Raw genomic sequence first — 24,056 nt, forward strand, 5'->3', positions numbered from 1 at the left:
CGCCGCGCCTGTCTGGTCAGTGCCCCCGGGGGCCGTGCCGCTCGGCACCTGCGATGGGGCTTCGAAGGGGCGAAGAGCACCCCCACGAAACGCCCTTGCCCGCTGCGGCAAAGGTAACATTTCCACCCTTTCGTCTTGACCTTTCGGCCCTTGAACGATTGAACCCTCGCAACCTGAAACGAGCGAGCGGTGCCCCTGCATGGACGACCAGAACAAGAACCTCATTCTCGCCACGGCGCTGAGCTTTCTGGTGATCCTGGCGTGGTTCATCATCTTCCCGCCCGAGCAGCAGGTGACGCCCGAGGCGCCCGCCGCCGAGCAGACGGCTGACGGCACTCCGACCACTGCCGATGGCACCACCGCGCCCGGCGCGGCCGATGGCTCCGCCCCCGCGACCGGCAACGGCGCTGCGCCCGAAGCCGTGGCCGATGCCCCGCGCCTGACCATCGACACGCCCAACCTCGACGGCTCGATCAACCTGATCGGCGGCCGCATCGATGACGTGAGCCTCAAGCGCTACACGGTGTCTGTCGACAACGACGAGACCGTGCGCCTGCTCTCCCCCGTGGGCGAGACCAACCCCTATTACGCGCTCTACGGCTGGGCCCCCGGCGCTGGCCTGACCCCCGCCGACGTGCCGGGCGATGACACCGAATGGTCGGTCGAAGAAGGCGAGGCGCTGACGCCTGCCACGCCCGTTACCCTGCGCTGGGACAGCCCCGCGGGCCTGATCTTCCGCCGCGTGATGAGCGTGGACGAGGAGTTCCTCATCACCATCGAGCAATCGGTCGAGAACCCGACCGAGACCGCCGTACGCGCCCAGCCCTACGCGCTGATCAACCGCCACGGCCTGCCCGAACTGACCAACTTCTTCGTGATCCACGAGGGGGTCATCGGCCAGCATGAGGGCGAGCTGGTGATCGAGGATTACGACAACGTCACCGACTTTGCCGGCAAGCCCGAGACCTTCACCGATGTCACCAACGGCTGGATCGGCTTTACCGACCACTACTGGATGACCAACCTGATCCCCGACCCGGGCCAGCCTGCCACGCTTTCGGTCAGCTACCTCGCGCGCGGCGACATCTACCAGACCCTCACCAAGCAGCCGACGCAGGATATTGCCGCAGGTGCCACCGTGACCAACCGCAGCCACCTCTTCGCCGGGGCGAAGGAATGGGAGGTGATCAAGCATTACCAGGACGATCTGGGCTTCGTCGATTTCGTCAACACGGTCGACTGGGGCTGGTTCTGGATGCTGACCAAGCCGATCTTCCGCGGTCTGCATTTCCTGAACGGCCTTATCGGCAACATGGGTCTCGCGATCATCGCGCTGACCTTCATCATCAAGGCGATCCTCTTCCCGCTGGCCTACAAGAGCTACGTCTCTATGGCCAAGATGAAGGAGCTTCAGCCTGAGATGGAGAAGCTCAAGGAGAAGGCGGGCGACGACCGGCAGAAGCTGCAGCGCGAGATGATGGCGCTCTACAAGAAGGAAAAGGTGAACCCCGCCTCGGGCTGTCTGCCGATCCTGCTGCAGATCCCGATCTTCTTCAGCCTCTACAAGGTGATCTTCGTCACGCTCGAACTGCGGCAGGCGGCTTTCTTCGGCCCATTCCGCGACCTCTCGCAGCCTGACCCGACCTCGCTGTTCAACCTCTACGGGCTGCTTCCCTGGGCCAACCCTGAGCCGGGCACGATCCTTGCACTGATCTTCATCGGCATCCTGCCGCTGCTGCTCGGCATCTCGATGTGGCTCCAGCAGAAGCTGAACCCGGCGCCCACCGACCCCACGCAGCAGATGATCTTTGCCTGGATGCCCTGGGTGTTCATGTTCATGCTCGGCGGCTTCGCCTCCGGCCTCGTGGTCTACTGGATCGCGAACAACACGATCACCTTCATCCAGCAGTACACGATCATGCGCAGCCACGGGCACAAGCCCGATGTGTTTGGCAACATCAAGAAGAGCTTCAAGAAGAAGCCCAAGGGTGATGCGGCGAAGGCGGCCAACTCGACGGCCAAGCCGGGCGGCAAGAAGTGACGGCGCGACTGGCCGAAATCTGGCGCTATCCCATCAAGAGCCATGGTCGCGAGCGGCTGGGCGGGGTGGTGCTGGAGGCCGGTCAGGCGCTGCCGGGCGACCGGAAATGGGCGCTGGCGCTGGACGGCGCCGAGGCGGAGGCGGGCGCATGGGCGCCCTGCTCCAACTTTGCCCGCACCTCGCGCAACCCCGCGCTCGCACCCTTCTGGGCGCAGACGGGCGCGGATGACACGTTGGTGCTGACCCACGGCAAGCTGGGCGAGGCGGCCTTCCGCATGGATGACCCTGCCGAGCAGGCGCGCCTGCTCGACTGGATCGCGCCCCTCCGCCCCGAGGGCCAGCCCGCTGCAACGCGGGTGCTGAAGCTCGCGGGCCGGGGCTATACCGACAGCGACTTTCCATCCGTTACCCTTTGCAACATGGCCAGCCATGCGGCGGTGGAGCAGCAGCTTGGCCAGAAAATCTCGCCGCTGCGCTGGCGCGGCAATCTCTGGGTCGAGGGGCTGGAGCCTTGGGCCGAGTGGGACTGGGTGGGCAAGGAGATTCGCGTGGGCGAAGCCCTGCTGCGCGGCGTCGAGCGGACAGACCGCTGCCCGGCCACAATGGCCAACCCGGAAACCGGCGCGCGTGACGTGCCCACGGTGATGGCGCTGCGCGAGGGTTGGGGGCACAAGGATTTCTCGATCCGCTGCGAGGTGATCGAGGGCGGCGAGATTGCCGAAGGCAGCGAGGTGGCCCCGGCATGAGCACGCCCCTGCCCTTTCCGCTGGCGGAAGCGCCCGATGAGGTGAGCGAAGAGGCCGCCCGCAAGCTCTTTGCCGGCGAGATCGACTTTGTGAAGGGCGTCGTGGCGATGGATGGTCTGCCCCCCGCCGACCGCCCCGAGGTGTGCTTTGCCGGGCGCTCCAACGTGGGCAAGTCCACACTGATCAACGCGCTGACCGGCCGCAAGGCGCTGGCCCGCGCCTCCAACACGCCGGGCCGGACGCAGGAGATCAACTACTTCGACCTCGCCGCGCAGGCCTATCTCGTCGACCTGCCGGGCTACGGCTTTGCCAAGGCGCCGATCCCGGTGGTCGAAAAATGGCAGCGGCTGCTCAAGGCTTACCTTCAGGGCCGCGTCACCCTGCGCCGCGCCTTCGTGCTGATCGACTCGCGGCACGGCGTGAAGGCGGTGGACGACGAGATCATGAGCCTGCTCGATACTGCCGCCGTCACCTTTCAGGTGGTCATGACCAAGGCCGACAAGGTGAAGGAGAAGGACCGCGAAAAGGTACTCATCCAGACCCGCGCGGCCTTGCAAAAGCACCCGGCCGCCTTCCCCGAGATCGTCTCGACGAGCTCCGAGAAGGGCGACGGCATTGCCACGCTCCGCGCCATCGTTCGGCGGATCACGCTCGAAGGCTAGGCGCCGCCCCTGTTCATTTTCTTGCTCCAAATACCTCCGGGGGTCGCCGCTGTGGCGCCACTGGTTCGAGCCCCGTGGCGACGGGGGCTGGCCCCCACTCCGACGCGCGGGCTTGGCACTGCCGCCGCGGCAGCATAGGAATGTGGCACCCCGCATAGGCCCAAAGAGATGAAGACCCAAAGCATGAACCGCGACTGGATCGCCACCGCCCGGACCCTCTCCGAGGCCCTGCCCTACCTCAAGCGCTACGTCGGCGCGACCGTTGTGATCAAGCTCGGGGGCCACGCGATGGGCTCCGATGAGGGCATGCAGAGCTTTGCCCGCGACGTGGTGCTGATGAACCTCGTCGGCGTGCACCCGGTCGTGGTGCATGGCGGCGGGCCGATGATCAACGACATGCTAAAGCGCCTTGGCGTGGAGAGCACCTTCATCAAGGGCAAGCGCGTGACCGACGAGGCCACCATGGAGGTGGTCGAGATGGTGCTTTCGGGCACCGTGAACAAGCGGATCGTGCAGGCGATCAACGCGCAGGGGGGGCGGGCCGTGGGCCTTTCCGGCAAGGACGCCAATATGATGGTTTGCGACCCGACCGACCCGGAACTGGGCCTCGTGGGCGAGCCGGTGGAAGTGGTGCCCGACGTGATCCGCCAGCTGCATGAGGACGGGTATATTCCGGTCGTTGCCCCGCTGGGCGCGGGCCGCGATGGCGAGACCTTCAACGTGAACGGCGATACCGCAGCGGGCGCGATTGCCGCCGCGCTGAAAGCCGACCGGCTGCTGTTGCTCACCGATGTGTCGGGCGTGAAGAACGCCGAAGGCGAGGTGATGACCCAGCTAACCCCGGAAAACGTGAAGGAGTTGACCGAGAGCGGCGTGATCGCGGGCGGGATGATTCCAAAGACGCAGACCGCGCTGGATGCGATCAGCGGCGGGGTGCGCGCGGTGGTGATCCTCGACGGGCGGGCGCCCAATGCCACCCTGCTGGAGCTGTTCACCGACCACGGGGCAGGCTCGCTCATTCGCCGCGAGGTGAAGTGACCTACAAGGCAGCGGCCCGTCTGGCGGCGGAGCATCACCTTGAAATCTATGGCGGTTTCCACCCCGAAAGCGGTGGAACGCTACTGTTGCTCGGCCCCGGCGCGGGCGTTTGGGAGCATGTCACCGCCGCGCCCGAGTTCGCCCATGGCGATGACCCGATGGACCGTTGGTCGCGCCGGGTGATCGGCATCATGGCTGAGGCCCTCGGCGCGGAGCCGCTCTTTCCCTTCGACGGGCCGCCTTGGCATCCGTTTCAGAGCTGGGCGCAGGCCACGGGCCGCTGCTGGGAGAGCCCGGTGCGGCTGCTGGTGCATGACCGGGCGGGGCTTTGGGCGAGCTTTCGGGGGGCGTTGCGCTTTGACGCGGTGCTGGCCTTGCCGGAGGCTGAGGCCTCCCGCCCCTGCGAGGCCTGCGACGCACCCTGCCTGAGTGCCTGCCCGGTGGGCGCGCTCTCACCCGAGGGCTACGACACCGCCGCCTGCCACGCCTATCTCGACACCGCCGGAGGGGCCGATTGCCTTGGCCGGGGCTGCAAGGTCAGAAGGGCTTGCCCTGTCTCCGCGACCTTCCCTAGGGTGGAGGCGCAATCGGCATTTCACATGGCTCATTTTCACAGACCCGGGACGAATTGATGCGTCAGCTCATGCTTCTCCGCCACGCAAAATCCAGTTGGGACGACCCGCTTGCCGATGACTTCGACCGCGCGCTGAACGAGCGCGGACGGCGCGGGGCTCAGGCGATGGGCGACTGGATTCGGGCCAAGGATCTCGCGCCCGATGTGGTGCTCTGCTCCGCCGCCGCACGGACGGTGGAAACATGGGAGCGGATGATGCTGGAAGCGGACGTGAAGTATTCGCCCGGGCTCTATCACGCCGGGCCGGACAGGATGCTGACCGCGCTGCAGGGGGCCAAGGGCAAGCGGCTGATGATGGTGGGCCACAACCCCGGCATGGGGGCGCTGGCGGCGATGATGGTGCGCAATGCGCCGGTGCACAGCCGGTTTGGCGATTACCCGACCTGCGCGCTCACCGTGGCGGAGTTCGATATCGACGACTGGGCCGATCTGGCGCCGCGGCAGGGCCGGGTGCTGCACTTTCTGACCCCGCACGACATCGAGAACGCCAGCCCCCACGCCTGAGGGCAGGTGTCAGCCGAAGATCCGCTGCCAGAGGCCGAGCGGCAGGGCGCGACCTGCGGTGAACAGCCATGCGAAGGGCGCGGGGAAGCTGGTGGAGAAGCGGCCGGATTTAATCGCGGCGACGACCCGCTCGGCGGCGGCCTCGGGCGACATGATCTGCGGCATGTCGAACTCGTTCTTCTCGGTGAGCCGGGTGGCGATGAAGCCGGGGTTCACGCGCTGCACGGTGAGGCCGGTGCCCTTGAGGTCGGCCCGCAAGTTCTCGGCGAGGTGCATCAGCCCGGCCTTGGAGGCGCCGTAGCCCACCGCGCCGGGCAGGCCGCGGAAGCCAGAAAGCGAGCCGATCAGTGTGATCTGGCCGGAGCCGCGGGCGAGCATGGCGGGGAGGGCCGCGCCGAGCACGCGGAGCGCGCCGGTGAAGTTGGTATCGGCCATCTTCACCACCGCCTCACTTTGCCAGTCGGTGGCCTCGACGGGCTCGTAGAAGCCCGCGCAATAGATCAGCACATCGGGGGCACCCGCTGCCTCGGCGGCTTTAGCGGTTGCGGCGGCATCGGTCACGTCGAAGGGGATGACCTGTGCCTCACCCAACTCGCCTGCCAGCTCCTGGAGTGGCTCTTTGCTGCGGGCGGAGAGCAGCAGGCTGGCGCCCTCGGCAGAGAGGGCGCGGGCCAGCGCGGCACCGAGGCCGGAGCTGGCGCCGATGATCCAGATGCGTTTGCCGGAGAGGCTCATGCCGCCGCCTCGGCTTTGGCGCGTCGGGGCTCGACAGCCCGCTCTTCAGCGCGGGCGGGACGCATAGTGGCGGTCAGTTCAGCAACCTTGAGGCCAAACTTGCGCATCTCGGAGCGGTTGAGGATGACGCCGCTGGGCGTGAGGTAGAGCCAGTCGGTCACGTTCAGCACGTGGCCGCCAGCATCCTCGGGCAGGCGCAGGCGGTAGCGCATGAGCAGCGCGCCGCCAGAAATGCGGCCTTCGGCGGTGCCGATTATGTCCTCGGCGGTGGCCTCGAACCTGACATCGTCAATCATGTTGATCGCCCATTCGCGCTCCTGTGTGGAGCCGTCGGCATAGGTGAAGTGCTCGCGAAGGGTGCCGGCACGGCCAGTCCAGCTGCCCTCCATCCGGGCGGTGAAACGGCTCACCACGCGGCCGCGCGGGCCGTGGATGAGGCCCTCGCACTCCATCGCGCCGCCGAGGTGGCGGGTGATCTCGAAGGCGGGGGTGGTCTCGGCATAATCTTCGACTTTTTGGGCGCGGAAGCTGGTGAGGCGGCCCAACGCGAAGCGGACGAGCAGTGCGACCGCGAGGCCGATAAGGATGCCCCAGACGAGATCAGGCATGGGCCAGCTCCACCTGCGACACGCTGGTCTGCCCGGCAGTGAAGGCCCCGGCGCAGATGGCGAGGTAATAGTGCCACGTGCGCAGGAAGCGCTCGCCGTGGCCGAGCTGCATGATCTTGCCCCGGTTTTCCTGCATCCGATCGGCCCAAGTGGCGCAGGTGCGGGCGTAATCGGTGCCGAAATCGAAGCTCTCGACCACCCGCAGCCCCGCCGCCTGCGCCTGCTTGGCGATCTGACCCGGAGAAAGGAGCATGCCGCCGGGGAAAGTGTAGTGGCGGATGTAGTCGGAGCTCTTGCGGTAGATGTCGAAGTAGCTGTCGGGCACGGTGATGGCCTGGATCACGGCGCGGCCCTGTTCGGAGAGGCTCTGCTTTAGAGTGGAGAAATACTGCGGCCAGTAGCGCTGGCCCACGGCCTCGATCATCTCGATGGAAACGATGTTGTCATAGGTGCCGCGCTCGTGGCGGTAGTCTTGCAGCACGATCTCGGCTCGTCCATCAAGCCGGGCATCGGCATAGCCCTTTTGCGCGGGCGAGATGGTGAGACCCTTCACGGTGTGGCCCCGGTCGGCGGCGCGTTCGGCAAAGCCGCCCCAGCCGCAGCCGATCTCGAGCACACGGTCGCCGTGGCCGGAGAGACGGTCGAGAATACGGTCATACTTGCGGTGCTGGGCGCGTTGCAGGTCGGTTTCGCCCTCGGCGTAGAGCGCGGAGCTGTAGGTCATGCTTTCGTCCAGCCAGAGCTGGTAGAACTCGTTGCCCACGTCGTAATGCGAGCGGATGTTGCGGGCGGCCTGCCGGGGCGTATTGGCGCGCAAAAGCGTATCGACGAGGCGGTAACGCAGGGTGGCCCAGAAGGAGGGGTAGGCGAAGGCCTCGACCTCGGTGAGGTTGAGGCAGGCGAAGTGGATGAAGGCAGCGATATCCGGGCTGTCCCACAGGCCCTCGACGTAGGTTTCGCCAAAGCCGATGTCGCCCCGTGCCGCCAGCGCGGTGACCACGGACCAGTCGTGCAGGTGTAGCTCGGCCTCGGGCTGTCCGGAGCCGAAGTGCAGCACCTCGCCCTCGGGGGTGCGTAGGGTGAGAGACCCGCGCGCGATGCTTTCGCAGGTGTCCAGAAACTCGCGCTTCACGCGGTTGGTCAGGAAGAGCATGGGGTGATTTCCTTTTCGGGCGGCGTGGGGCGGCGGCGGTAGGATGCGCCTTTCAGCCGGAGTTTGAGGGCCTGCCAGTGGATAAGCGCCATGGTCCGGGCGGCGCCGAATGGGCGGCGCAGGGTGGCGGCGGCAATGGCGCGGCTGGTCAGGGGGGCACGGGGGCCGCTGAGGGTGGCCGTGAGGCCGCGGTTGCCGTTTGTATGGATGATACGAATGGTGAGGCGGTCGGGGCGGAAGGCAAACTCGAAGGCGTAGCCGCCTTTGACCTCCTGAAACGGCGAGACGTGCAACGCCTTGGGCGTTGTGATCCGGTCACCGGGAGTGATCGGCGCGAAGTCTGGGCGGTGGCAGAGATAGCTGTGGCGGTCGCCAAAGGGCGTTTCGACCTCGGCGATGACGGCGCGGAGGTGTTCACCCTCCAGCGCCAGCCAGAAGCTCACCGGGTTGAAGCCATAGCCGAGCCACCGCGGCTGGGTCAGGAGGCGGAGGGCAAGGCCCTCGGGTGCCCCGGCCTCGGCCAGCCGTGCGCGCACCCATTCCGGGCCGTGGCCCCTGCCCCGCTCGGTCCCGCCGCCGTGGTCGGCCCGGTGGACGGACCAGAGGTTGAAGCCCTCGCGCGAGAACAGCCGGGGGCCGGGTGCCTCGCTTTCGGGGTCGATCAGCACGTAATCGACGCCGTAGGTAAAGCGATGCTCCGGCCCGCCGTGGCGGATGTGCGTGGTGGAACCACGCAGGTGTTCGGGTGCCGTCATGCGGACACGAGAGCGCGATTGCGCTCCATCTCGCGGGCGATGCGCACTGCGGAGGCGAAACCGTCTTCATGGAAGCCGTGACGCGTCCATGCTCCGGCGAACCATGTGCGGTTGCGGCCCTGCATCCGGCGGAGTTGCTGCTGGGCATTGAGCGCCGGGCCGTCGAAAACCGGGTGGCGGAAGGTCTTTTGATCGTAGATCAGGTGCTCGGCCACCGAGCGGGCGGGGTTGAGCGAGACAAAGAGCGGATCGGCAGGGTCGATGTTTTGCAGCCGGTTCATCCAGTAGGTCACGCCGATGGCAGGCTCGTCGCGGCCGGTTTCGGCCTTGTAGACCCAGGACGACCACACGGCACGGCGCTGGGGCATCTGCGATGTGTCGGCGTGCAGGGTCATCTCGTTATCTTGGAATCGGATCGCGGAGAGGGCAGCCTGCTCGGCGGGATCAGGCTGGGCGAGCAGTTTGAGCGCCACGTCGGAATGGGTGGCGAGGATCACCTCGTCATAGGGGGCGGGATCGCAGCCCTCGGCGTGGAGGGTCACGCCTGCCGGATCGCGCTCTACGCTGGTGACGGGCGTGCCGGGGCGCAGCGCCACGCCCTGCGCGGTGAGATGCTCGGTGACCCGCTCGACATAGCTGCGGGAGCCGCCGGAGACGGTGTACCACTGGTGTTGGCCGGACGCGGACAGTAGCGCATGGTTGCGGAAGAACTGGAGCAGCGCGCGGGCCGGGAAGTTGACGATCTCGGAGGGCGGGGTGGACCAGATCGCACCGCAGAGGGGCGTCAGGTAGTAGCGGCGAAACCAGTCGCCCAGCGCGAGATCATCCATCAGATCGGCCACGGTGGCGGACTCGTCCTTGGCTGTGGCCTCGGCGCGGGCGTTGAAGCGCAGGATATCGCGGATCATCTGCCAATAGGCGGGGCGGGCGAGGTTGCGCTTTTGTGCCGTGAGCGCAGAGAAGTCGCGCAGGCCATACTCGATGCGCCCGCCGTCGATGGTGGCGCCGAAAGACATATCGGACGGTTCAACCGGCACCTCGAGATCGCGGAACATGGCGGTGAGGTGGGGGTAGGTCACGTAGTTGAACACGATGAAGCCGGTATCGACCGGCTGGGTGCCGTGCCGCCCGGCGTTCACGGTGCGGGCATGGCCGCCGAGCCGCGGCGCGGCCTCGTAGAGCGTGACGTGATGGTCGCGGGCGAGCAGGTAGGCGGAGGCGAGCCCCGAGATGCCGCCGCCGACGATGGCTATGCGGCGGGCTGGCTGGCGTGTGGCGTCGAGCGACATGGGGCTCCCCGGTTTCTGCTGTTGTCCAAAGGGTTACGCAGAAGTCACGGGGTTGGTTCAGAAATAGTTTCGGCCTGTGCTCAGCCCGCGCCCCATGTGTCGGTCAGGCGGTAGCCCTCGGGCCATGGATCGGTTGGATCGACGAAGTGCTGATGCCTGCCGGTGACCCAGCCGCGCCCCGAAATCTCGGGCCGGATGGCGGATGTGCTGCCGAGGCTGGTGGTGCCGAGGATGCGGCCGGAAAAGGTGCTGTCGATCACCGAGGAGACGGTGAGGCGCTCGCCCTCCTTCATCTCGCCGCGGGCATGGAGCAGGGCCATGCGGGCAGAGAGCGCGGTGCCGGTGGGCGAACGGTCGATCTTGCCGGGGCGGATGGCCACGGCGGCGCGGGAGGTGAGCGCACTGCCCTCGCGCGCGACCGGCGCGGCGAAGAGGCAGAAGGAGATGTGCTGCCAGTCGGGCAGCGTGGGGTGGGTGAAGCCGAGTTGATCGGTGGCGGCGTCGGAGAGCTTTGTGCCAAGGCGGGCGAGGTCGCGGGCCTCATCCGGGGTGAGCGCGAAACCGAGGGCCTTTGCATCGACCACCACGAAGCTGTCGCCTCCGAAGGCGGTATCGACGGTGAGGGTGCCCATGCCCTCCACCTCCAGCGGCGCATCCAGCCGGGCGGCGAAGCTGGGCAGGTTCTCGACGAAGATGCGCCGTGCCTTGCCGCCGGAACACTCGGCCCGCACGCGGACAAGCCCGCCTGGGGCCTCCAGCGTGATATGAGTTTCGGGCTCGGTCATCGGCAGGATGCCGGTATCCAGCAGCACGGTGGTGACGCAGATGGAGTTGGAGCCCGACATCGGCGGCGTATCCTCAGGCTCCATGATGATGAAGGCGGCGTCAGCCTCGGGGTGCTTGGGCGGCACCAGCAAGTTGACGTGCCGGAACACCCCGCCGCGCGGCTCGTTCAGCATGAGGTTGCGCAGGGTGCCATCTGCCGCGATCCAGCGGGACTGCTCCCAGAGCGTCTCGCCCGGTGGCGGGGATACGCCGCCGGTGATGACATCGCCCACCTCGCCCTCGGCGTGGGCAGAGACGGTGTGGATGATCCGGCTGGTCTGCATGGGCCGACCGTGGGGCCGGCAAGGCCAAGGTGCAAGTTTTTTTGATCCGGGATGCGGGGTGGCGCGTAGAAGGTGCATGTTGAACGCCTTGCCCGATCTTGCAGAGCCATGTGAGCCTGCGATGATGCCCCTACAGAACCGGGGACGTAACGGGGCGCGGGTGGAAACGATTGGAGAAGAGACACGGCTGATGCTTGCGGTGCGCGACCAGCGCGACCGGGCTGCCTTTGCCGCGCTTTTCCGGCGGTTCGCGCCGCGGGTGAAGGGCCTCGTTATCAAGGGCGGATGCAGCCCGGCGATGGCCGACGAGGTGGTGCAGGAGGTGATGCTGCGGGTCTGGCACAAGGCGCGGCTGTTCGATCCGCACCGGGCCGGGGTGGCGGCGTGGATCTTTACCATCGCGCGCAATGCGCGGATCGACATGCTCCGGCGCGAGGCGCGCCCGATGCCGGAGGAACTGAAGGAAGAGCCCGGGACCGAGCCTGATGCAGGGCAGGTCGTGGCGCTGGAACAAGAGGCCCGCAAGCTGAGGGTGGCGCTAGAAACGCTGGCCCCGGCGCAGCGGGAAGCGATTGAGCGCGCCTACTTGGGTGAGCTGACGCATCAGGAGTTGTCGGAGGCAACCGGGCTTCCGATGGGAACGATCAAGAGCCGCATCCGGCTGGGGCTGGAGCGGTTGAGGCATGAACTGAGGGGGCTTAGGAGCCCGGACGATGGACAAGATTGAGCATCACCTGACGGAGCCGCTGATCGCGGCCTATGCGGCGGGCACCCTGCCCGAGCCGTTTGCGCTGGTTGTGGCCACGCATATCTCGATGTGCGACGGCTGCCGCGCGGCGGTGGAGGCCCATGAGGCCATGGGTGGCGCAGTGCTGGAAGCCAGTGCCGACGTGGCGGTGGATGACGCGGTGCTTGTGGCCACCCTTGCGGGGCTGGATCTTCCGCGCAATGAGGCGCCTGCGGCTGTGCGCAACGGCTGCTACCCCGGCCCGGTGATGGAGGCCCTGAAGGGCCGTGCGCCGCGCTGGCGGCTTGGCAACACGATGGTGCGGCAGCGTATATTGCACGCGGGGCCGGAAGGCTCGGTGCGGCTGCTGCACATTCCGGCGGGCGTGGCCGTGCCGGACCATGGGCACAACGGGCTGGAGCTGACGCTGGTGCTTTCGGGCAGCTTCTCGGACGAGACGGGTCGGTTTGGCCCCGGCGACGTCGAAGTGGCCGACGACAGCCTTGAGCATACGCCGGTGGCGGACGCGGGTGCGCCCTGCATCTGCCTTGCCGCCACCGATGCGCCGCTGCGGTTTTCCGGCTGGATGCCTAGGGTGGCGCAGAGGTTCCTGCGGATTTGAGCTTCTACATCGTCTCGACGGACAGAATGGTGGGCAGGTGGCGGGCGATCTCCAGCCATGTGTCGCCCTCGTTGGTCGAGGCGAAGACTGAGCCGCTGTTGGTGCCGAAGTAGACACCGGCCTGCTCCTCGGCATCTCCCGCCATCGCTTGCCGCAGCACCGTGAAGAAACAACCCTCTTGCGGCAGCCCTTCCCGCATCGCTTGCCAGCTTTCCCCGCCATCGCGGGAGCGCCAGACGGCGCAGGCGGCATCGGGCGGGAAGCGGCCTTGGCTGTCGCCGTTGAGTGGCAGGGTCCAGAGCGTTTGCGGGTCGGCCGGATGCACCCGGATCGGGAAGCCGAAGGTGGAGGGGAGGCCAGAGGTGATATCATCCCAGCTACGCCCGCCATCCGTTGACCGCCAAACGCCGTGGTGGTTTTGCTGGTAGAGCAGATCGCCCCCGCCGGGCGCGCGCATCATGTTGTGAACACAATGGCCCACGTCGCCGTCGCGCGGGGCGGCGGGGTGCTGGTGGCCCTCGCAGGCCTCGGCGTTGGAGAGGCGGTTGCGCCGCTCCCAAGTGCCCCCACCATCCTCGGTGGCAAAGACACCAGCGGCGGAGATGCCGACCCAGGCGCGCTTTGGGTCACTTGGGTGGCTGACGATGGTGTGCAGCACGAGGCCCGCGGCGCCGGGGTTCCAGCTGTCGGCGGAAGGGTGGTTGGTGAGGCCCTCAACGCGGGAGAAGCTCGCGCCCTTGTCGCTGCTGGCAAGCAATTGAGCGGGCTTGGTGCCGGCGTGGAGCGTGCCGTGGGAGTGGTTCAGGCTCCAGATCTGCTGGAAGTCGCTCTCGAAGGGAAGCGGCTCGCCGGTGATGCCGAAGAAGGCGGCGGTGTCGGGGTCGTTGGCGGCCCAATCATCCATGTCGCCCTTGGTCAGGCGGGTGAGTTGCCAGCTTTCGCCGCCATCTTCCGAGCGCCAGACGCCCGCGCCGGTGAAGGCACTGCCGCCTCCGGCCCAGATGGTGCCGCTGGCCGGATCACCGATAGCGTGATTGATGCACCAGCCATCACAATGCGGGCCGGAGACCTTCCACCCCGTCCGGCTCTCGCCGCCGTCGAGAATGAACGCGCCTTTGGTGGTGCCGAGCAGAACTTTGACCATGGAATCGCCCTCCCTGTTGGGGCGAGGGTATCACTGCCGAGCCTTCACGGGAAGTTAAGTTGATATGCACCTATATGTCGGCGGTGGGCTGCACATAGAGGTAGCTCGGCATATCTGCGTGCCCTGAAATGACATAGGAGGGGCAAGGCTGCCCCTCCTTCCAATCGGTTGTCACCGAGTTCAGTGCCCGAGGATCTGGCTGAGGAACAGCTTGGTCCGCTCGCTCTTGGGGTTGTTGAAGAACTCTTCGGGTTCGTTCTGCTCCACGATCTGGCCGGCATCCATGAAGATCACCCGGTTTGCGACCTGGCGGGCGAAGCCCATCTCGTGGGTCACGCAGAGCATGGTCATGCCCTCTTCGGCCAGCTCGATCATGGTGTCGAGCACCTCCTTGATCATCTCCGGGTCGAGCGCAGATGTCGGCTCGTCGAAGAGCATGATCCGGGGCTTCATGCAGAGCGAGCGGGCGATGGCCACGCGCTGCTGCTGGCCGCCCGAGAGCTGGCCCGGATACTTGAGCGCCTGATCGGGGATCTTCACCTTCTCGAGGAAGTGCATCGCCGTGGCCTCGGCCTCTTTCTTCGGCACCTTGCGGACCCAGATCGGCGCGAGGGTGCAGTTTTCGAGGATGGTGAGGTGCGGGAAGAGGTTGAAGTGCTGAAAGCACATGCCCACCTCGGAGCGGATCTTGTCGATGTTCTTGAGGTCCGAGGTCAGCTCGGTGCCGTCGACGATGATCTGCCCCTCTTGGTGCTCTTCCAGCCGGTTGATGCACCGGATGAGGGTGGATTTGCCCGAGCCCGAAGGCCCGGCGATCACGATCCGCTCGCCGCGATAGACCGTCAGGTCAATGTCGCGCAGCACGTGGAAGGTGCCATACCACTTGTTCATCTTGTTGATTTCGATGGCGACCTCGTCGCTCACCTGCATCTTGGAGCGGTCGATTTCGCGGTCTGTAGCAAGGTCAGACATTGTGAGGTCTCCTTAGCGGTGGCCAGTCTGAAGCTTGCGCTCCAGATACATGGAATAACGGGACATGCCGAAGCAGAAGAGGAAGAACAGCGCGGCGATGAACATGTAGAGTTCCCAGACGATGCCGTTCCAGGCCTGGTCGGCGCGGATCGAGTTGGAAAGGCCCAGCGGGTCGAGAAGGCCGATGACCGAGACCAGCGTGGTATCCTTGAACAGCCCGATGAAGGTGGAGACGATCCCGGGGATCGAGATCTTCAGGGCCTGGGGCATGATGATCAGCCGCTGCGCCTGCCAGTAATCCAGCCCGAGCGAGTCGGCGCCTTCGTACTGGCCCTTCGGCAGGGCGGCGAGGCCACCCCGGATCACCTCGGCCATGTAGGCGGCCGAGAACAGCGTGGCCATGATGATGACCCGCAGGATGATGTCGAAGTTGGTGCCCGGCGGCAGGAAGATGTTCAGCAGGGTCGACGCCACGAAGAGCAGGGTGATCAGCGGCACGCCGCGGATGAACTCGATGAATCCGACGCAGAGCGACTTGACGATCAACAGGTCGGATTGCCGGCCCAGTGCCAGAACGATGCCAAGTGGCAACGAGCAGGCGATGGCGACGACGCCGATGGTGATCGAGAGCATCATGCCGCCGAAGTCGCGCGAGGCGACCGGCTCGATGGCCAGCGGGATGACCGAGGCCAGCCCGTCCTGCACATAACCGGACAGGAAGAGCCACCAGACCATTGCCGCGACCACGGCAGCGATGATCGCACCCAGTTGGCCGATTGCCTCGGAGCCGTATTTGACCACAGCGTAGAGGATCACAAAGCCCAGCGCGGCGCAGATCGGCGACCAGATGGTGCCGCCCCAGAGGAGCCACGGAAAAAGGAAGGGGTAGATCGCGCTGAAGATCAGCAGCTTGCCCGGCACCTTGTCGGAGAAGAGCACCGGGGCCAGCGCGGGTGCCAGCAGCACGAAAGCCAAGATCGGGCGCCAGTAAAGTTCGGCGGGGTAGAACCCGAAGAGCAGCTGGATCCAGCGTTCGCGGATCACGCCCCAGCAGGCACCGGAGGTGCCGTGCTCGCCCACCTTGCCGGCGGCTGTGAGCATCTCGCGGCATTCGCCGAGCGAGGTGGCGTTCCACGTAGGCGAGAAGAACCACGGGATCAGCATCCAGAGCACATAGGCGATGAAGGCCGTGCAGAGGATGGTGACGATGGTGTTGAACGGCCCGGTGAAGAGGTTCTTCTTGCCCCATCCGAGGAGGCCGACGGTCGAGGCCGGCGGCTCCTTTTGCGGGAGCATGGTATCGCGCACGAAGGCGACGGTATCGGCGTGCAGGTTGCTCATCTTACCTCTCCACCAGTTTGACGCGGTTGTTGTACCAGTTCATCAGCGCCGAGATGCTCAGCGAGATGATGAGGTAGATCAGCATGCCCAGCAGGAGCGTTTCGAGCTCCTTGCCGGTCTGGTTGAGGGTGATCCCCATCAGCGTGCCGGTGATGTCCATGTAGCCCACGGCGATGGCCAGCGAGCTGTTCTTGGTCAGGTTCAGATACTGCGAGATCAGCGGCGGGATGATGACCCGTAGCGCCTGCGGCAGCACCACCAGCCGCATGATGCGGTTGGGGCGCAGGCCCAGCGCACCGGCGGCCTCGGTCTGGCCCGCGGAGATAGCGAGGATGCCGGCCCGCACGTTCTCGGCGATGAAGGCGGCGGTGTAGAGCGAAAGCGCCAGCCAGAGGGCGATGAGCGAGTTCCGCAGGTAGGTGCCGCCTTGGAAGTTGAAGCCCTTCAGCTCCGGGTAGCCGAGGTGGAAGCCGAGCGCGACCAGCACCACTAGCAGCGGCACCACGAGGGTGCCGAGGGTCAGATACCACGTGGTGGGGCGCTTGCCGGTCTTCTCCTGCGTGGCATCGGCGTTGCGCTTGATCGCGCGGACGCCGAAGATCGAGGCCACCACGACGGCGATGATCAGCAGCAGGTCGAGGCTGATATCGAAGTTCATTGAGCTGGTGCCGAAGAGGTGAATGTCACCCAGCGAGCGCGAGAACAGCGGCTCGGGCACGTAGACGCCACGGTTGGTGATGGCGACGGTGTCGAAAATCTTCATCGTCGCTTCCGGATCGTCGCCGCGGAAGGCGCGGGGTGCGGGCAGCGTTTCGATCAGGATCGCCATGGCGAAGACGATCCAGAGCAGCACCGGCACGTTGCGGAACATCTCGACGTAAACCGTGGTGATCCGGGCGATCAGCCAGTTGGGCGAGAGCCGGAGCACACCGATGATCACCCCGATCACCGTAGCGGTGATGCAGCCCAGAACGGCGACCAGAAGCGTGTTCAGTAGGCCTACGAAAGCGGCGCGGAGGTGGCTGTTCTGGTTGTTGTATTCGATCAGGACCTGGTTGATGTCGTATCCTGCAGGCTCGGTGAGAAAGCCGAAGCCCACCGTCTTGCCGCTGGTGGCAAGGTTCTGCACCGTGTTGCTGATCAGGAAGCCGACAAGCAGCAGGAACCCGATCAGTGCCACCACCTGAATCGTCATCGACCGGTAGCGGGTGTCGTAGATGAGCATGGAAAGCCGGAATTCGGCCTTCGGCGGATCCGTGACAGTTGCCATTGTGGCGCTCCCCCGAGCTGTGAGTTGCTACACCTTCCCCGTTTGCGGACGCGGGTCCGCAAGCCACTGGGTGCAGCTATTTTGAAGTTTCATGTCCCCGATTGCGAAGGGGCGCGGCCTTGCGGTCGCGCCCCCTGCTTTGATCTTACCGGAACGGCGGTGCGTAGAGCAGGCCGCCTTCGGTCCACTGGGCGTTGAGCCCGCGGCTCAGGCCGATCGGAGTGGCCGAACCGATGTTGCTTTCGAACACTTCGCCGTAGTTGCCGACGCTTTCGATAACCATCTTGGCCCAGCCGGCGTCGAGGCCGAGCATCTCGCCGAGGTTGCCCTCGGTGCCGAGCAGGCGGTTCACTTCCGGGTTGTCACCGGCAGCGGCCGACATCTCGCCAACGTTGGCGGAGGTCACGCCATACTCTTCGGCGGCGATCATCGCGTTGAGCGACCAGCGGACGATATCGCCCCACTCGTCATCACCGTGGCGCACGAGCGGGCCGAGCGGCTCTTTCGAGATGATTTCGGGCAGGATCACGTGATCGGCCGCGTTCTCGAAGGTGGAGCGCGTCGCGGCGAGACCGGAGGCGTCGGTGGTGTACACGTCGCAGGCGCCAGCGAGGTACTGCTGCTGGGCTTCGGCGTTGGTTTCGATCGGCACCGGCTCGTAGCTGATGTTGTTCACGCGGAAGAAGTCCGCGAGGTTCAGCTCAGTGGTGGTGCCGGTCTGGATGCAGACAGTGGCGCCATCAAGCTCTTTGGCCGAGGACACGCCCAGCTCTTTGGGGACCATGAAGCCCTGACCGTCGTAGTAGTTCACGCCGACGAAGGTGAACTTGAGGTCCACGTCGCGCGAGAAGGTCCAGGTGGTGTTCCGGGCCAGCATGTCGATCTCGCCGGAAGCGAGCGCGGTGAAGCGGGTTTTGCCGGTGGTGGGCACGAACTCGACAGCGGTCGGGTCGCCAAGCACGGCAGCGGCAACGCCACGGCACACGGCCACGTCGAAACCTTCCCATTCGCCCGAAGCGTTCGGCGCCGCAAAGCCCGGCACGCCGGTCGCAACGCCGCAGTTCAGCTTGCCGCGCGCTTTCACGTCGTCAAGCGTCGCCGCAGCGCCGGCGGTGGCGGCAAGGCCAGCGACGGTCAGTGCGCCGAGAAATACGGATTTTTTCATGTTTACCTCTTCCTGATCGTCCGGTGCCGTTTTGTTACGGCTTTCCGGAGTGAATACCGGCAGGGTGTGCCGATGTGCGTGAGTGCGATGCCCAACCCTCAGGACACCGCAGAAGTGCGTCAAGTTGGCCGAATTCGTCAGGGGACGTCAAGGGCGCGAGGGCGTGCTTCCTTGGCGTAAAACAGTTTTTTGCCGGTTTTTTGGGCGAAAGCCCGGTGGCGTTCGCCCTGAGCGCGAAGCGACGCGATTCACTTGGAAAGTCTGGAAAGCCGGAAGAGCTCTGCCGCGTGCAAGAAATCGCCACGTTTGCGGGCAGCCACCTCGGCGGCCTCTTCATCCTCGCCCCATTGCTCGATCTGCCAGGCCTCATCGACCCGGCTGCGCTCCCACAGATCCTCGGGCGCGGCGTGGCCCGCCTGCACGGCGAGGCCCATGACCAGCGAGCCAGAGAGCGCGGTGAGATCGTGCAGCGCGGTGAGCGCGAAAGCATCCTGCCGCTGGACCAGCGCCCGCAGCGACTCGATGGAGGTGGCGGGCTGGGGCACGTGCATTACCCCGGTGGCGATGACGAGGGGCGCATCGAGTGCGTCACTGGCCCAATCCACCAGCGGGTCCCAGGCCACGGCCTGGCGTTCGACCAGCGCAGTGGGGCTGTCGGCCCGGTAGCAGATGAGATCGCTCTCGCCGTAGGCGGCCACGATCTCAGCCACGTCGGAGTGCTGCGGCGCAACCCGGTCGAGCGCGGAGTTGGCCGAGCGGGTGAAGGGCATGGAGAGCGGATCGATCTTTTCGCCCTGCGCCTGCCACTCGGCGGCCACGGCGCGGGCCAGCGCCTCGGTGGGCAGCAGCAGCGGGGCTTTGGCCGGGGTCTTCACCGGGCGGCCATCGAGATGCACGGCGTAGCCCGCGCCCTCGGGCACGGCCTGTGCCTCGGTCCAGAACCGTTTTGCCGCCCATTCCGCCATTTGCGTCAGCCTCCTGTTGCCCGGATGATCGCCCGGCCCAGCGCGGCGGCGTCCTGCACCACCTCTGCGGCCCCGGCCTCTGCCAATGCGGCGGGCGCATGGTAGCCCCAGCTCACACCGACCCCGGTGATGCCCGCGTTGCGGGCCATGTCCATATCGTAGCTCGTATCGCCGATCATCACGGCCTGATGCGCCTCGCAGCCGGTCTCCCGAAGGGCCGCCTCGAGCATCGAGGGATGCGGCTTGGAGGGGTGATGATCTGACACCTGCTCGGAGATGAAGATTCCCTCGAGGCCGGAGGATTTGACCAGAGCATCCAGACCCCGCCGGGACTTGCCAGTGGCAACGCAGAGCAGATTCTCGGGTGTTTGGGCCAGCTCATCGAGCAGCTCGCGCATGCCGGGATAGAAGATGGCCGCCGGAGAGGTTTTGCGAATCTCGACGAAGCTGTCCTTGTAGGCGGCGGTCATCGCTGCGACCTCGCCCGCATTGGCCTCGGGGCAGAGTCGGGCAATGCCCACCTCGAGCGAGAGGCCGACGATGGAGAGCACCTGCGCGCGCGGCGGGGCTGTGCGGCCGGTGGCGGCAAAGCCCGCGGTCATCGCGGCGACGATCTCGTTCTGGCTGTCGATGAGCGTGCCGTCCACGTCGAAGATGATGCAGCGCAGCTGGCTCAATGGTAATCCTCGAAGGGGTCGTCGGCGGCAAGATCCTCTGTCCAGCCGAAGGTGTCGAAGGTCTCGGCCATGTGTTGGGGCAGCGGGGCGGTCACGGTGACGGCCTGCTTGGTGACCGGGTGGAGGAAGGTCATTGAGCGGGCGTGCAGGTGCAGCTTGCCGGAGATGATGCCGCCCATCTTGGCGCCCCATCCGTCGCCCATGTTCTCCTGGGCGGAGCCGCCGTATTTGCCATCGCCCGCGATCGGGTGGCCGATCTCGGCCATGTGGGCGCGCAGCTGGTGGGTGCGTCCGGTGATCGGCTCTAGAGCGACCCATGTGGCGCGGCCCGCCACGCGGTAGAGTGCAGAGTAGAGCGTGTGCGCCCGCTTGGCGCCCTCGGTGCTTTCGACCTCGCGGGGGTGGACGCAGAGCATCTTCTCCCCGGCCCCTTTGCCGCCCGGCGCCTTGACGAGGCCGAACTTGATCTCGCCGTTGTAGGGCGAGGGCACACCGGCCACCACGGCCCAGTAGATCTTGCGGGTTTCCTTGTGGCGGATGGCAGCGGTCAGGTCGGCGGCGATCTTGCGGGAACGGGCGAGCAGCAGGACGCCGGAGGTGTCCTTGTCGAGCCGGTGGACGAGGCGGGGCTTGTCTTCGGTGCCGAAGGTCAGCGCCTCGGCGAGGCCGTCAACGTGGCGCGTTTGGCCGGAGCCGCCTTGCGCGGGCAGGCCGGGCGGCTTGTTGAGGGCGATGATGTAATCGTCCTTCCAGATCACCGCATCGCGGATCATCTTGGCATCGGCGTCGGAGACCGTGCTGCGCTTGGTGGGCGTGGGAGCGGCCCCCTCGGGGAGCGGCGGGATGCGTACCTCCTGCCCCTCTTCCAGCCGGGTCGAAGCCTTGACCCGCCCGCCATCGACGCGAATCTCGCCCTTGCGGCACATCTTCTCGATCCGGCCCTGCGGCACGTGCGGGAAGATGCGGCGGAACCAGCGGTCAAGCCGCTGGCCGGCATCATCGGCGGAGACGGGAAGGGTTTGCACGCGGCTCATGCGAAGACTCCCCGGCCTAGCGCCAGCCCTGCGATGAGGGCGAGGATGGAGAGGGTGACCGAGGCCACCACGTAGAGCGCCGCTGTGCCCATCTGCCCGCGCTCTAAGAGGGTGACCGCATCGAGCGAGAAGGCGGAGAAGGTGGTGAAGCCGCCGAGCAGGCCGGTCATCACGAAGGGCGAGAAGGCGTGGCCACCGCGCAGGCCGACGAGGGCAGCAAAGAGGCCCATCAGCAGCGAGCCCGCCACGTTGACCGTGAGCGTGCCCCAGGGAAAGCCCGGCCCCATCACGCGGATCGCCGCCACCCCTGTCAGGTAGCGGGCCGAGGCCCCGAGGGCGCCGCCGAGGGCGACTTGTGCCAGCGTTGAAATCATGGGCGGCGTGTTGCGCCGGAGGCGGGGGAGAGTCAAGCGGAGTGGCCGGGCGTGACACGGCGGCAAGGGCACGACATTGCGGCACGGCGCAGGGCCTTGAGCCTCCGCGAAGGATTGTTTCTTCGCTGCTTCAAACTTACCGAAAATGCCGCCTAAAGATGGCGAAAATGGAGCGGGAGCCTTGGCTGAACCTCGATTCAGGCCAGATTTTTCAGGCAATTAGGCATTTTCTTCAACGGTCGTAAAAACCCAATTATCCGGATGATCCGGCCCGATTATTGTCATGAACGGGGAGCAAATCATTGAGCATCGACACCTTTCCTGGAGAAACGAAATCATGAGCACTGACCTTTCCAACCTCACAAATCTCGACGGTTTCATCGGCGCCTGCCTCGTGGACAGCGAGTCCGGCATGATGCTGGCTTCCGAAGACGGCAACGGCATCCTCGATCTCGAGACCGCTGGCGCTGCCAACATGGAAGTCGTTCGCGCGAAGAACGCGGCGATGCAGTCGCTTGGTCTTGAGGACCGCATTGAAGACATCATGATCTCGCTGGGCAGCCAGATCCACCTGATCCGCCCGCTGGCGTCCAACCCCGATGTGTTCATCTATGTCGCGCTGGATCGCGCCAAGGCCAACCTCGGCATGGCGCGCCTGAAGGTGCGTGAGACCGAAGGCACGCTCAAGGTCTGACGACGTCAACAGCCGGGGCAACCCTTGGCAGAGGGTATGCCCCGGCTGGCATCGTGCCATCGCCGTCGGCGCGCCAGCCGGGACGTGGGGATGCTTTCCTGGAGCGGTCCCACGGCCCGGCGTGTCGCCGTTGGCGACGACAGATTACTTTTGGGGAAGATTCTCGAACGGCGGCTGGTAGCCGTTGGCCTCGTACCGCTCACGCGGGATGCCGATTTGAGTGCCCACACCCTTGTCAATGAATGCGATCTCCATGCCGCTGGTATGCACGGTACGATAGACCCCGGTTGCTTCACTCATTTACGTTAGTCCTTCCTGTTCTCTCCGCCCCTCACTGTGGCAAAATGATCCGGAAAATGTGTCGTGAATTGGAACGGCAAAGGGTTTTGTCCCGGCATTATGCGGGCCTGATTGTGCGCTGCTGCGCAGGAATGTGGTGCGGCCCACGGCTCCGCTCGGAGCGCCGCAAGCCTCAGCCCTTGTTACGCTTGGCCCTGAGGCCCGCGAACCACTCCACTCGCTTTTTCAACTCGCGCTCGAAGCCGCGTTCGACCGGCTGATACCAGACCGGGCGCTTCATCCCGTCGGGGAAGTAGTTTTGCCCCGAGAAGCCATCTTCGGCGTCGTGGTCATATTGGTAGCCATCGCCATAGCCCTGCTCGCTCATCAGCTTGGTGGGCGCGTTGAGGATGTGCTTGGGCGGCGGTTCGGAGCCGGTCTTCTTGGCCGCCGCGCGGGCGGCCTTGTAGGCCACGTAGACTGCGTTCGACTTGGGCGCGAGGGCGATGTAGGTGAGCGCTTGCGCAAGGGCCAGTTCACCCTCGGGACTGCCGAGCCGCTCGTAGACCTCCCACGCGTGGAGGCAGTGGGTTTGCGCGGCGGGGTCGGCAAGGCCGATGTCTTCCACCGCCATGCGGGTGATCCGGCGGGCCAGAAAGCGCGGGTCTTCGCCGCCTTCGAGCATACGGGCGAACCAGTAGAGGGCGGCGTCGGGGTCGGAGCCTCTCACAGATTTGTGCAGGGCGGAGATGAGGTTGTAATGGCCGTCGCCCGACTTGTCGTATTGCGCGGCGCGGCGCTGGAGGCGGGCGGCAAGGGCCTTTGGGTCGAGCTTGGTTTCGGCCTTCCAGCCGGCGACCTGCTCAACGAGGTTGAGCATCGCGCGGCCATCGCCATCGGCCATGCCGAGCAGGCTCTCGCGGGCCTCTCCGGTGAGCGGCAGGGCGGCGCCAAGTTCCTTTTCGGCCCGGAGCAGCAACTTTTCGAGCGCCTTGCCGTCGAGCCGGTTAAGCACCAGCACCTGCGCGCGGCTCAGGATAGCGGCGTTCAGCTCGAAGCTGGGGTTCTCGGTGGTGGCACCGACGAGCACGATGGTGCCGTCTTCCATATGCGGCAGGAAGCCATCCTGCTGGGCCTTGTTGAAGCGGTGGATCTCGTCGACGAAGAGCAGCGTGCCCTGCCCGTTCGTGCGGCGCAGCTTGGCGGCCTCGAAGACTTTTCGCAGTTCGGGCACACCGGTGAAGATGGCGCTGATCTGGACGAAGGCGAGATCGGTCTCATGGGCCAGAAGACGGGCGATGGTGGTTTTTCCGACGCCGGGCGGACCCCAGAGAACGAGCGACGACAGGCTGCCTGACGCGAGCATGGCTCCGAGCGGCGCATCGGGGGCCAAGAGGTGCTCTTGCCCGATTACATCGGCCAGCTTTGCCGGGCGCAGCCGGTCGGCCAGCGGGCGCGGGGCATTGCCGCCAGCGGCGGGCTCTGTAGCAGCGGTGTCGAAGAGATCGGCCATGGGGC

The 24,056-nt window shown here is 66.0% G+C and carries 26 protein-coding genes; 9 read left to right on the plus strand and 17 right to left on the minus strand.

The genetic code is table 11. The features are described from left to right. The first annotated feature begins 199 nt into the window (after positions 1-199). The 6 genes from yidC (at position 200) to ACUXVX_RS21110 (ending at position 5,625) form a co-directional block, all read left to right on the plus strand. The gene (gene yidC, locus ACUXVX_RS21085) at positions 200-2,041 is read left to right on the plus strand and encodes a membrane protein insertase YidC (protein WP_446309827.1); all 1,842 of its coding nucleotides are present in this window, start codon (positions 200-202) and stop codon (positions 2,039-2,041) included. Beyond that, complete coding sequence (locus tag ACUXVX_RS21090; RefSeq protein WP_446309828.1) at positions 2,038-2,787, plus strand: MOSC domain-containing protein; 750 nt, start codon at positions 2,038-2,040, stop codon at positions 2,785-2,787. The genes yidC and ACUXVX_RS21090 overlap by 4 nt, the downstream gene beginning before the upstream one ends. Then, the gene (yihA, locus tag ACUXVX_RS21095; protein ID WP_446309829.1) at positions 2,784-3,449 is read left to right on the plus strand and encodes a ribosome biogenesis GTP-binding protein YihA/YsxC; all 666 of its coding nucleotides are present in this window, start codon (positions 2,784-2,786) and stop codon (positions 3,447-3,449) included. The genes ACUXVX_RS21090 and yihA overlap by 4 nt, the downstream gene beginning before the upstream one ends. 168 nt (positions 3,450-3,617) lie before the next feature. Continuing rightward, positions 3,618-4,487 (plus strand): acetylglutamate kinase, encoded by an 870-nt coding sequence (gene argB, locus ACUXVX_RS21100; protein ID WP_222471729.1) that lies wholly within the window; start codon positions 3,618-3,620, stop codon positions 4,485-4,487. Further along, positions 4,484-5,119, plus strand: coding sequence for a ferredoxin (locus ACUXVX_RS21105; RefSeq protein ID WP_446309830.1), 636 nt, complete (start codon positions 4,484-4,486; stop codon positions 5,117-5,119). Before argB ends, ACUXVX_RS21105 begins: the two co-directional genes overlap by 4 nt. Positions 5,120-5,130: 11 nt before the next feature. Next, complete coding sequence (locus tag ACUXVX_RS21110) at positions 5,131-5,625, plus strand: SixA phosphatase family protein (RefSeq protein ID WP_446309831.1); 495 nt, start codon at positions 5,131-5,133, stop codon at positions 5,623-5,625. 9 nt (positions 5,626-5,634) lie between these two features. On the opposite strand, the gene ACUXVX_RS21115 is transcribed toward ACUXVX_RS21110, so the two are convergent. The 6 genes from ACUXVX_RS21115 to ACUXVX_RS21140 form a co-directional block, all read right to left on the minus strand. Beyond that, on the minus strand, positions 5,635-6,360 hold the full coding sequence (locus ACUXVX_RS21115; protein WP_446309832.1) for an SDR family NAD(P)-dependent oxidoreductase: 726 nt from the start codon (positions 6,358-6,360) through the stop codon (positions 5,635-5,637). Further along, on the minus strand, positions 6,357-6,968 hold the full coding sequence (locus ACUXVX_RS21120; RefSeq protein ID WP_446309833.1) for a DUF3833 domain-containing protein: 612 nt from the start codon (positions 6,966-6,968) through the stop codon (positions 6,357-6,359). The genes ACUXVX_RS21115 and ACUXVX_RS21120 overlap by 4 nt, the downstream gene beginning before the upstream one ends. Next, complete coding sequence (locus ACUXVX_RS21125) at positions 6,961-8,121, minus strand: class I SAM-dependent methyltransferase (RefSeq protein ID WP_446309834.1); 1,161 nt, start codon at positions 8,119-8,121, stop codon at positions 6,961-6,963. The genes ACUXVX_RS21120 and ACUXVX_RS21125 overlap by 8 nt, the downstream gene beginning before the upstream one ends. Then, complete coding sequence (locus tag ACUXVX_RS21130) at positions 8,109-8,876, minus strand: DUF1365 domain-containing protein (protein ID WP_446309835.1); 768 nt, start codon at positions 8,874-8,876, stop codon at positions 8,109-8,111. The genes ACUXVX_RS21125 and ACUXVX_RS21130 overlap by 13 nt, the downstream gene beginning before the upstream one ends. Next, a complete protein-coding gene (locus ACUXVX_RS21135) occupies positions 8,873-10,165 on the minus strand; it encodes an NAD(P)/FAD-dependent oxidoreductase (protein ID WP_446309836.1) in 1,293 nt (430 codons plus the stop codon). The genes ACUXVX_RS21130 and ACUXVX_RS21135 overlap by 4 nt, the downstream gene beginning before the upstream one ends. 80 nt (positions 10,166-10,245) lie before the next feature. Next, positions 10,246-11,274 (minus strand): trans-3-hydroxy-L-proline dehydratase, encoded by a 1,029-nt coding sequence (locus tag ACUXVX_RS21140; protein WP_446309837.1) that lies wholly within the window; start codon positions 11,272-11,274, stop codon positions 10,246-10,248. Positions 11,275-11,395: 121 nt separating this feature from the next. Here ACUXVX_RS21140 and ACUXVX_RS21145 point away from each other — a divergent pair, with 121 nt between their 5' ends. Then, positions 11,396-12,001, plus strand: a complete 606-nt coding sequence (locus ACUXVX_RS21145) for a sigma-70 family RNA polymerase sigma factor (protein WP_446309838.1) — start codon at positions 11,396-11,398, stop codon at positions 11,999-12,001. After that, on the plus strand, positions 11,988-12,623 hold the full coding sequence (locus ACUXVX_RS21150) for a ChrR family anti-sigma-E factor (protein ID WP_446309839.1): 636 nt from the start codon (positions 11,988-11,990) through the stop codon (positions 12,621-12,623). Before ACUXVX_RS21145 ends, ACUXVX_RS21150 begins: the two co-directional genes overlap by 14 nt. 4 nt (positions 12,624-12,627) lie before the next feature. Here ACUXVX_RS21150 and ACUXVX_RS21155 read toward each other — a convergent pair whose 3' ends face one another. The 9 genes from ACUXVX_RS21155 to crcB form a co-directional block, all read right to left on the minus strand. After that, a complete protein-coding gene (locus ACUXVX_RS21155) occupies positions 12,628-13,767 on the minus strand; it encodes a WD40/YVTN/BNR-like repeat-containing protein (protein WP_446309840.1) in 1,140 nt (379 codons plus the stop codon). Between the two features lie 180 nt (positions 13,768-13,947). After that, a complete protein-coding gene (locus ACUXVX_RS21160; RefSeq protein ID WP_315898572.1) occupies positions 13,948-14,739 on the minus strand; it encodes an amino acid ABC transporter ATP-binding protein in 792 nt (263 codons plus the stop codon). 12 nt (positions 14,740-14,751) lie between these two features. After that, a complete protein-coding gene (locus tag ACUXVX_RS21165) occupies positions 14,752-16,080 on the minus strand; it encodes an amino acid ABC transporter permease (RefSeq protein ID WP_446309841.1) in 1,329 nt (442 codons plus the stop codon). A 1-nt stretch (position 16,081) separates the two neighbouring features. After that, complete coding sequence (locus ACUXVX_RS21170; protein WP_446309842.1) at positions 16,082-17,350, minus strand: amino acid ABC transporter permease; 1,269 nt, start codon at positions 17,348-17,350, stop codon at positions 16,082-16,084. Positions 17,351-17,495: 145 nt separating this feature from the next. Then, entirely contained in the window at positions 17,496-18,515 is a 1,020-nt protein-coding gene (locus ACUXVX_RS21175; protein WP_222471716.1) for an amino acid ABC transporter substrate-binding protein, read from the minus strand. A gap of 248 nt (positions 18,516-18,763) precedes the next feature. After that, positions 18,764-19,480 (minus strand): ATP12 family chaperone protein, encoded by a 717-nt coding sequence (locus tag ACUXVX_RS21180; RefSeq protein WP_446309843.1) that lies wholly within the window; start codon positions 19,478-19,480, stop codon positions 18,764-18,766. Between the two features lie 5 nt (positions 19,481-19,485). Continuing rightward, on the minus strand, positions 19,486-20,157 hold the full coding sequence (locus tag ACUXVX_RS21185) for an HAD-IA family hydrolase (RefSeq protein WP_446309844.1): 672 nt from the start codon (positions 20,155-20,157) through the stop codon (positions 19,486-19,488). Continuing rightward, complete coding sequence (locus ACUXVX_RS21190; protein WP_446309845.1) at positions 20,154-21,191, minus strand: RluA family pseudouridine synthase; 1,038 nt, start codon at positions 21,189-21,191, stop codon at positions 20,154-20,156. Before ACUXVX_RS21190 ends, ACUXVX_RS21185 begins: the two co-directional genes overlap by 4 nt. Beyond that, complete coding sequence (gene crcB / locus ACUXVX_RS21195) at positions 21,188-21,565, minus strand: fluoride efflux transporter CrcB (protein ID WP_446309846.1); 378 nt, start codon at positions 21,563-21,565, stop codon at positions 21,188-21,190. The genes ACUXVX_RS21190 and crcB overlap by 4 nt, the downstream gene beginning before the upstream one ends. Before the next feature lie 337 nt (positions 21,566-21,902). On the opposite strand from crcB, the gene ACUXVX_RS21200 reads away from it, so the two are divergent. Continuing rightward, on the plus strand, positions 21,903-22,259 hold the full coding sequence (locus tag ACUXVX_RS21200; protein WP_222471711.1) for a roadblock/LC7 domain-containing protein: 357 nt from the start codon (positions 21,903-21,905) through the stop codon (positions 22,257-22,259). Positions 22,260-22,403: 144 nt separating this feature from the next. Here ACUXVX_RS21200 and ACUXVX_RS21205 read toward each other — a convergent pair whose 3' ends face one another. Together ACUXVX_RS21205 and ACUXVX_RS21210 are read right to left on the minus strand one after the other, a co-directional pair. Beyond that, entirely contained in the window at positions 22,404-22,559 is a 156-nt protein-coding gene (locus tag ACUXVX_RS21205; RefSeq protein WP_222496801.1) for a hypothetical protein, read from the minus strand. A 172-nt stretch (positions 22,560-22,731) separates the two neighbouring features. Further along, positions 22,732-24,051 carry a replication-associated recombination protein A gene (locus ACUXVX_RS21210; RefSeq protein WP_446309847.1) on the minus strand — a complete coding sequence of 440 codons (1,320 nt, stop codon included), beginning with the start codon at positions 24,049-24,051 and terminating at the stop codon, positions 22,732-22,734. Positions 24,052-24,056 lie beyond the last annotated feature (5 nt).

Source organism: Vannielia sp. SX4 (assembly GCF_052828525.1).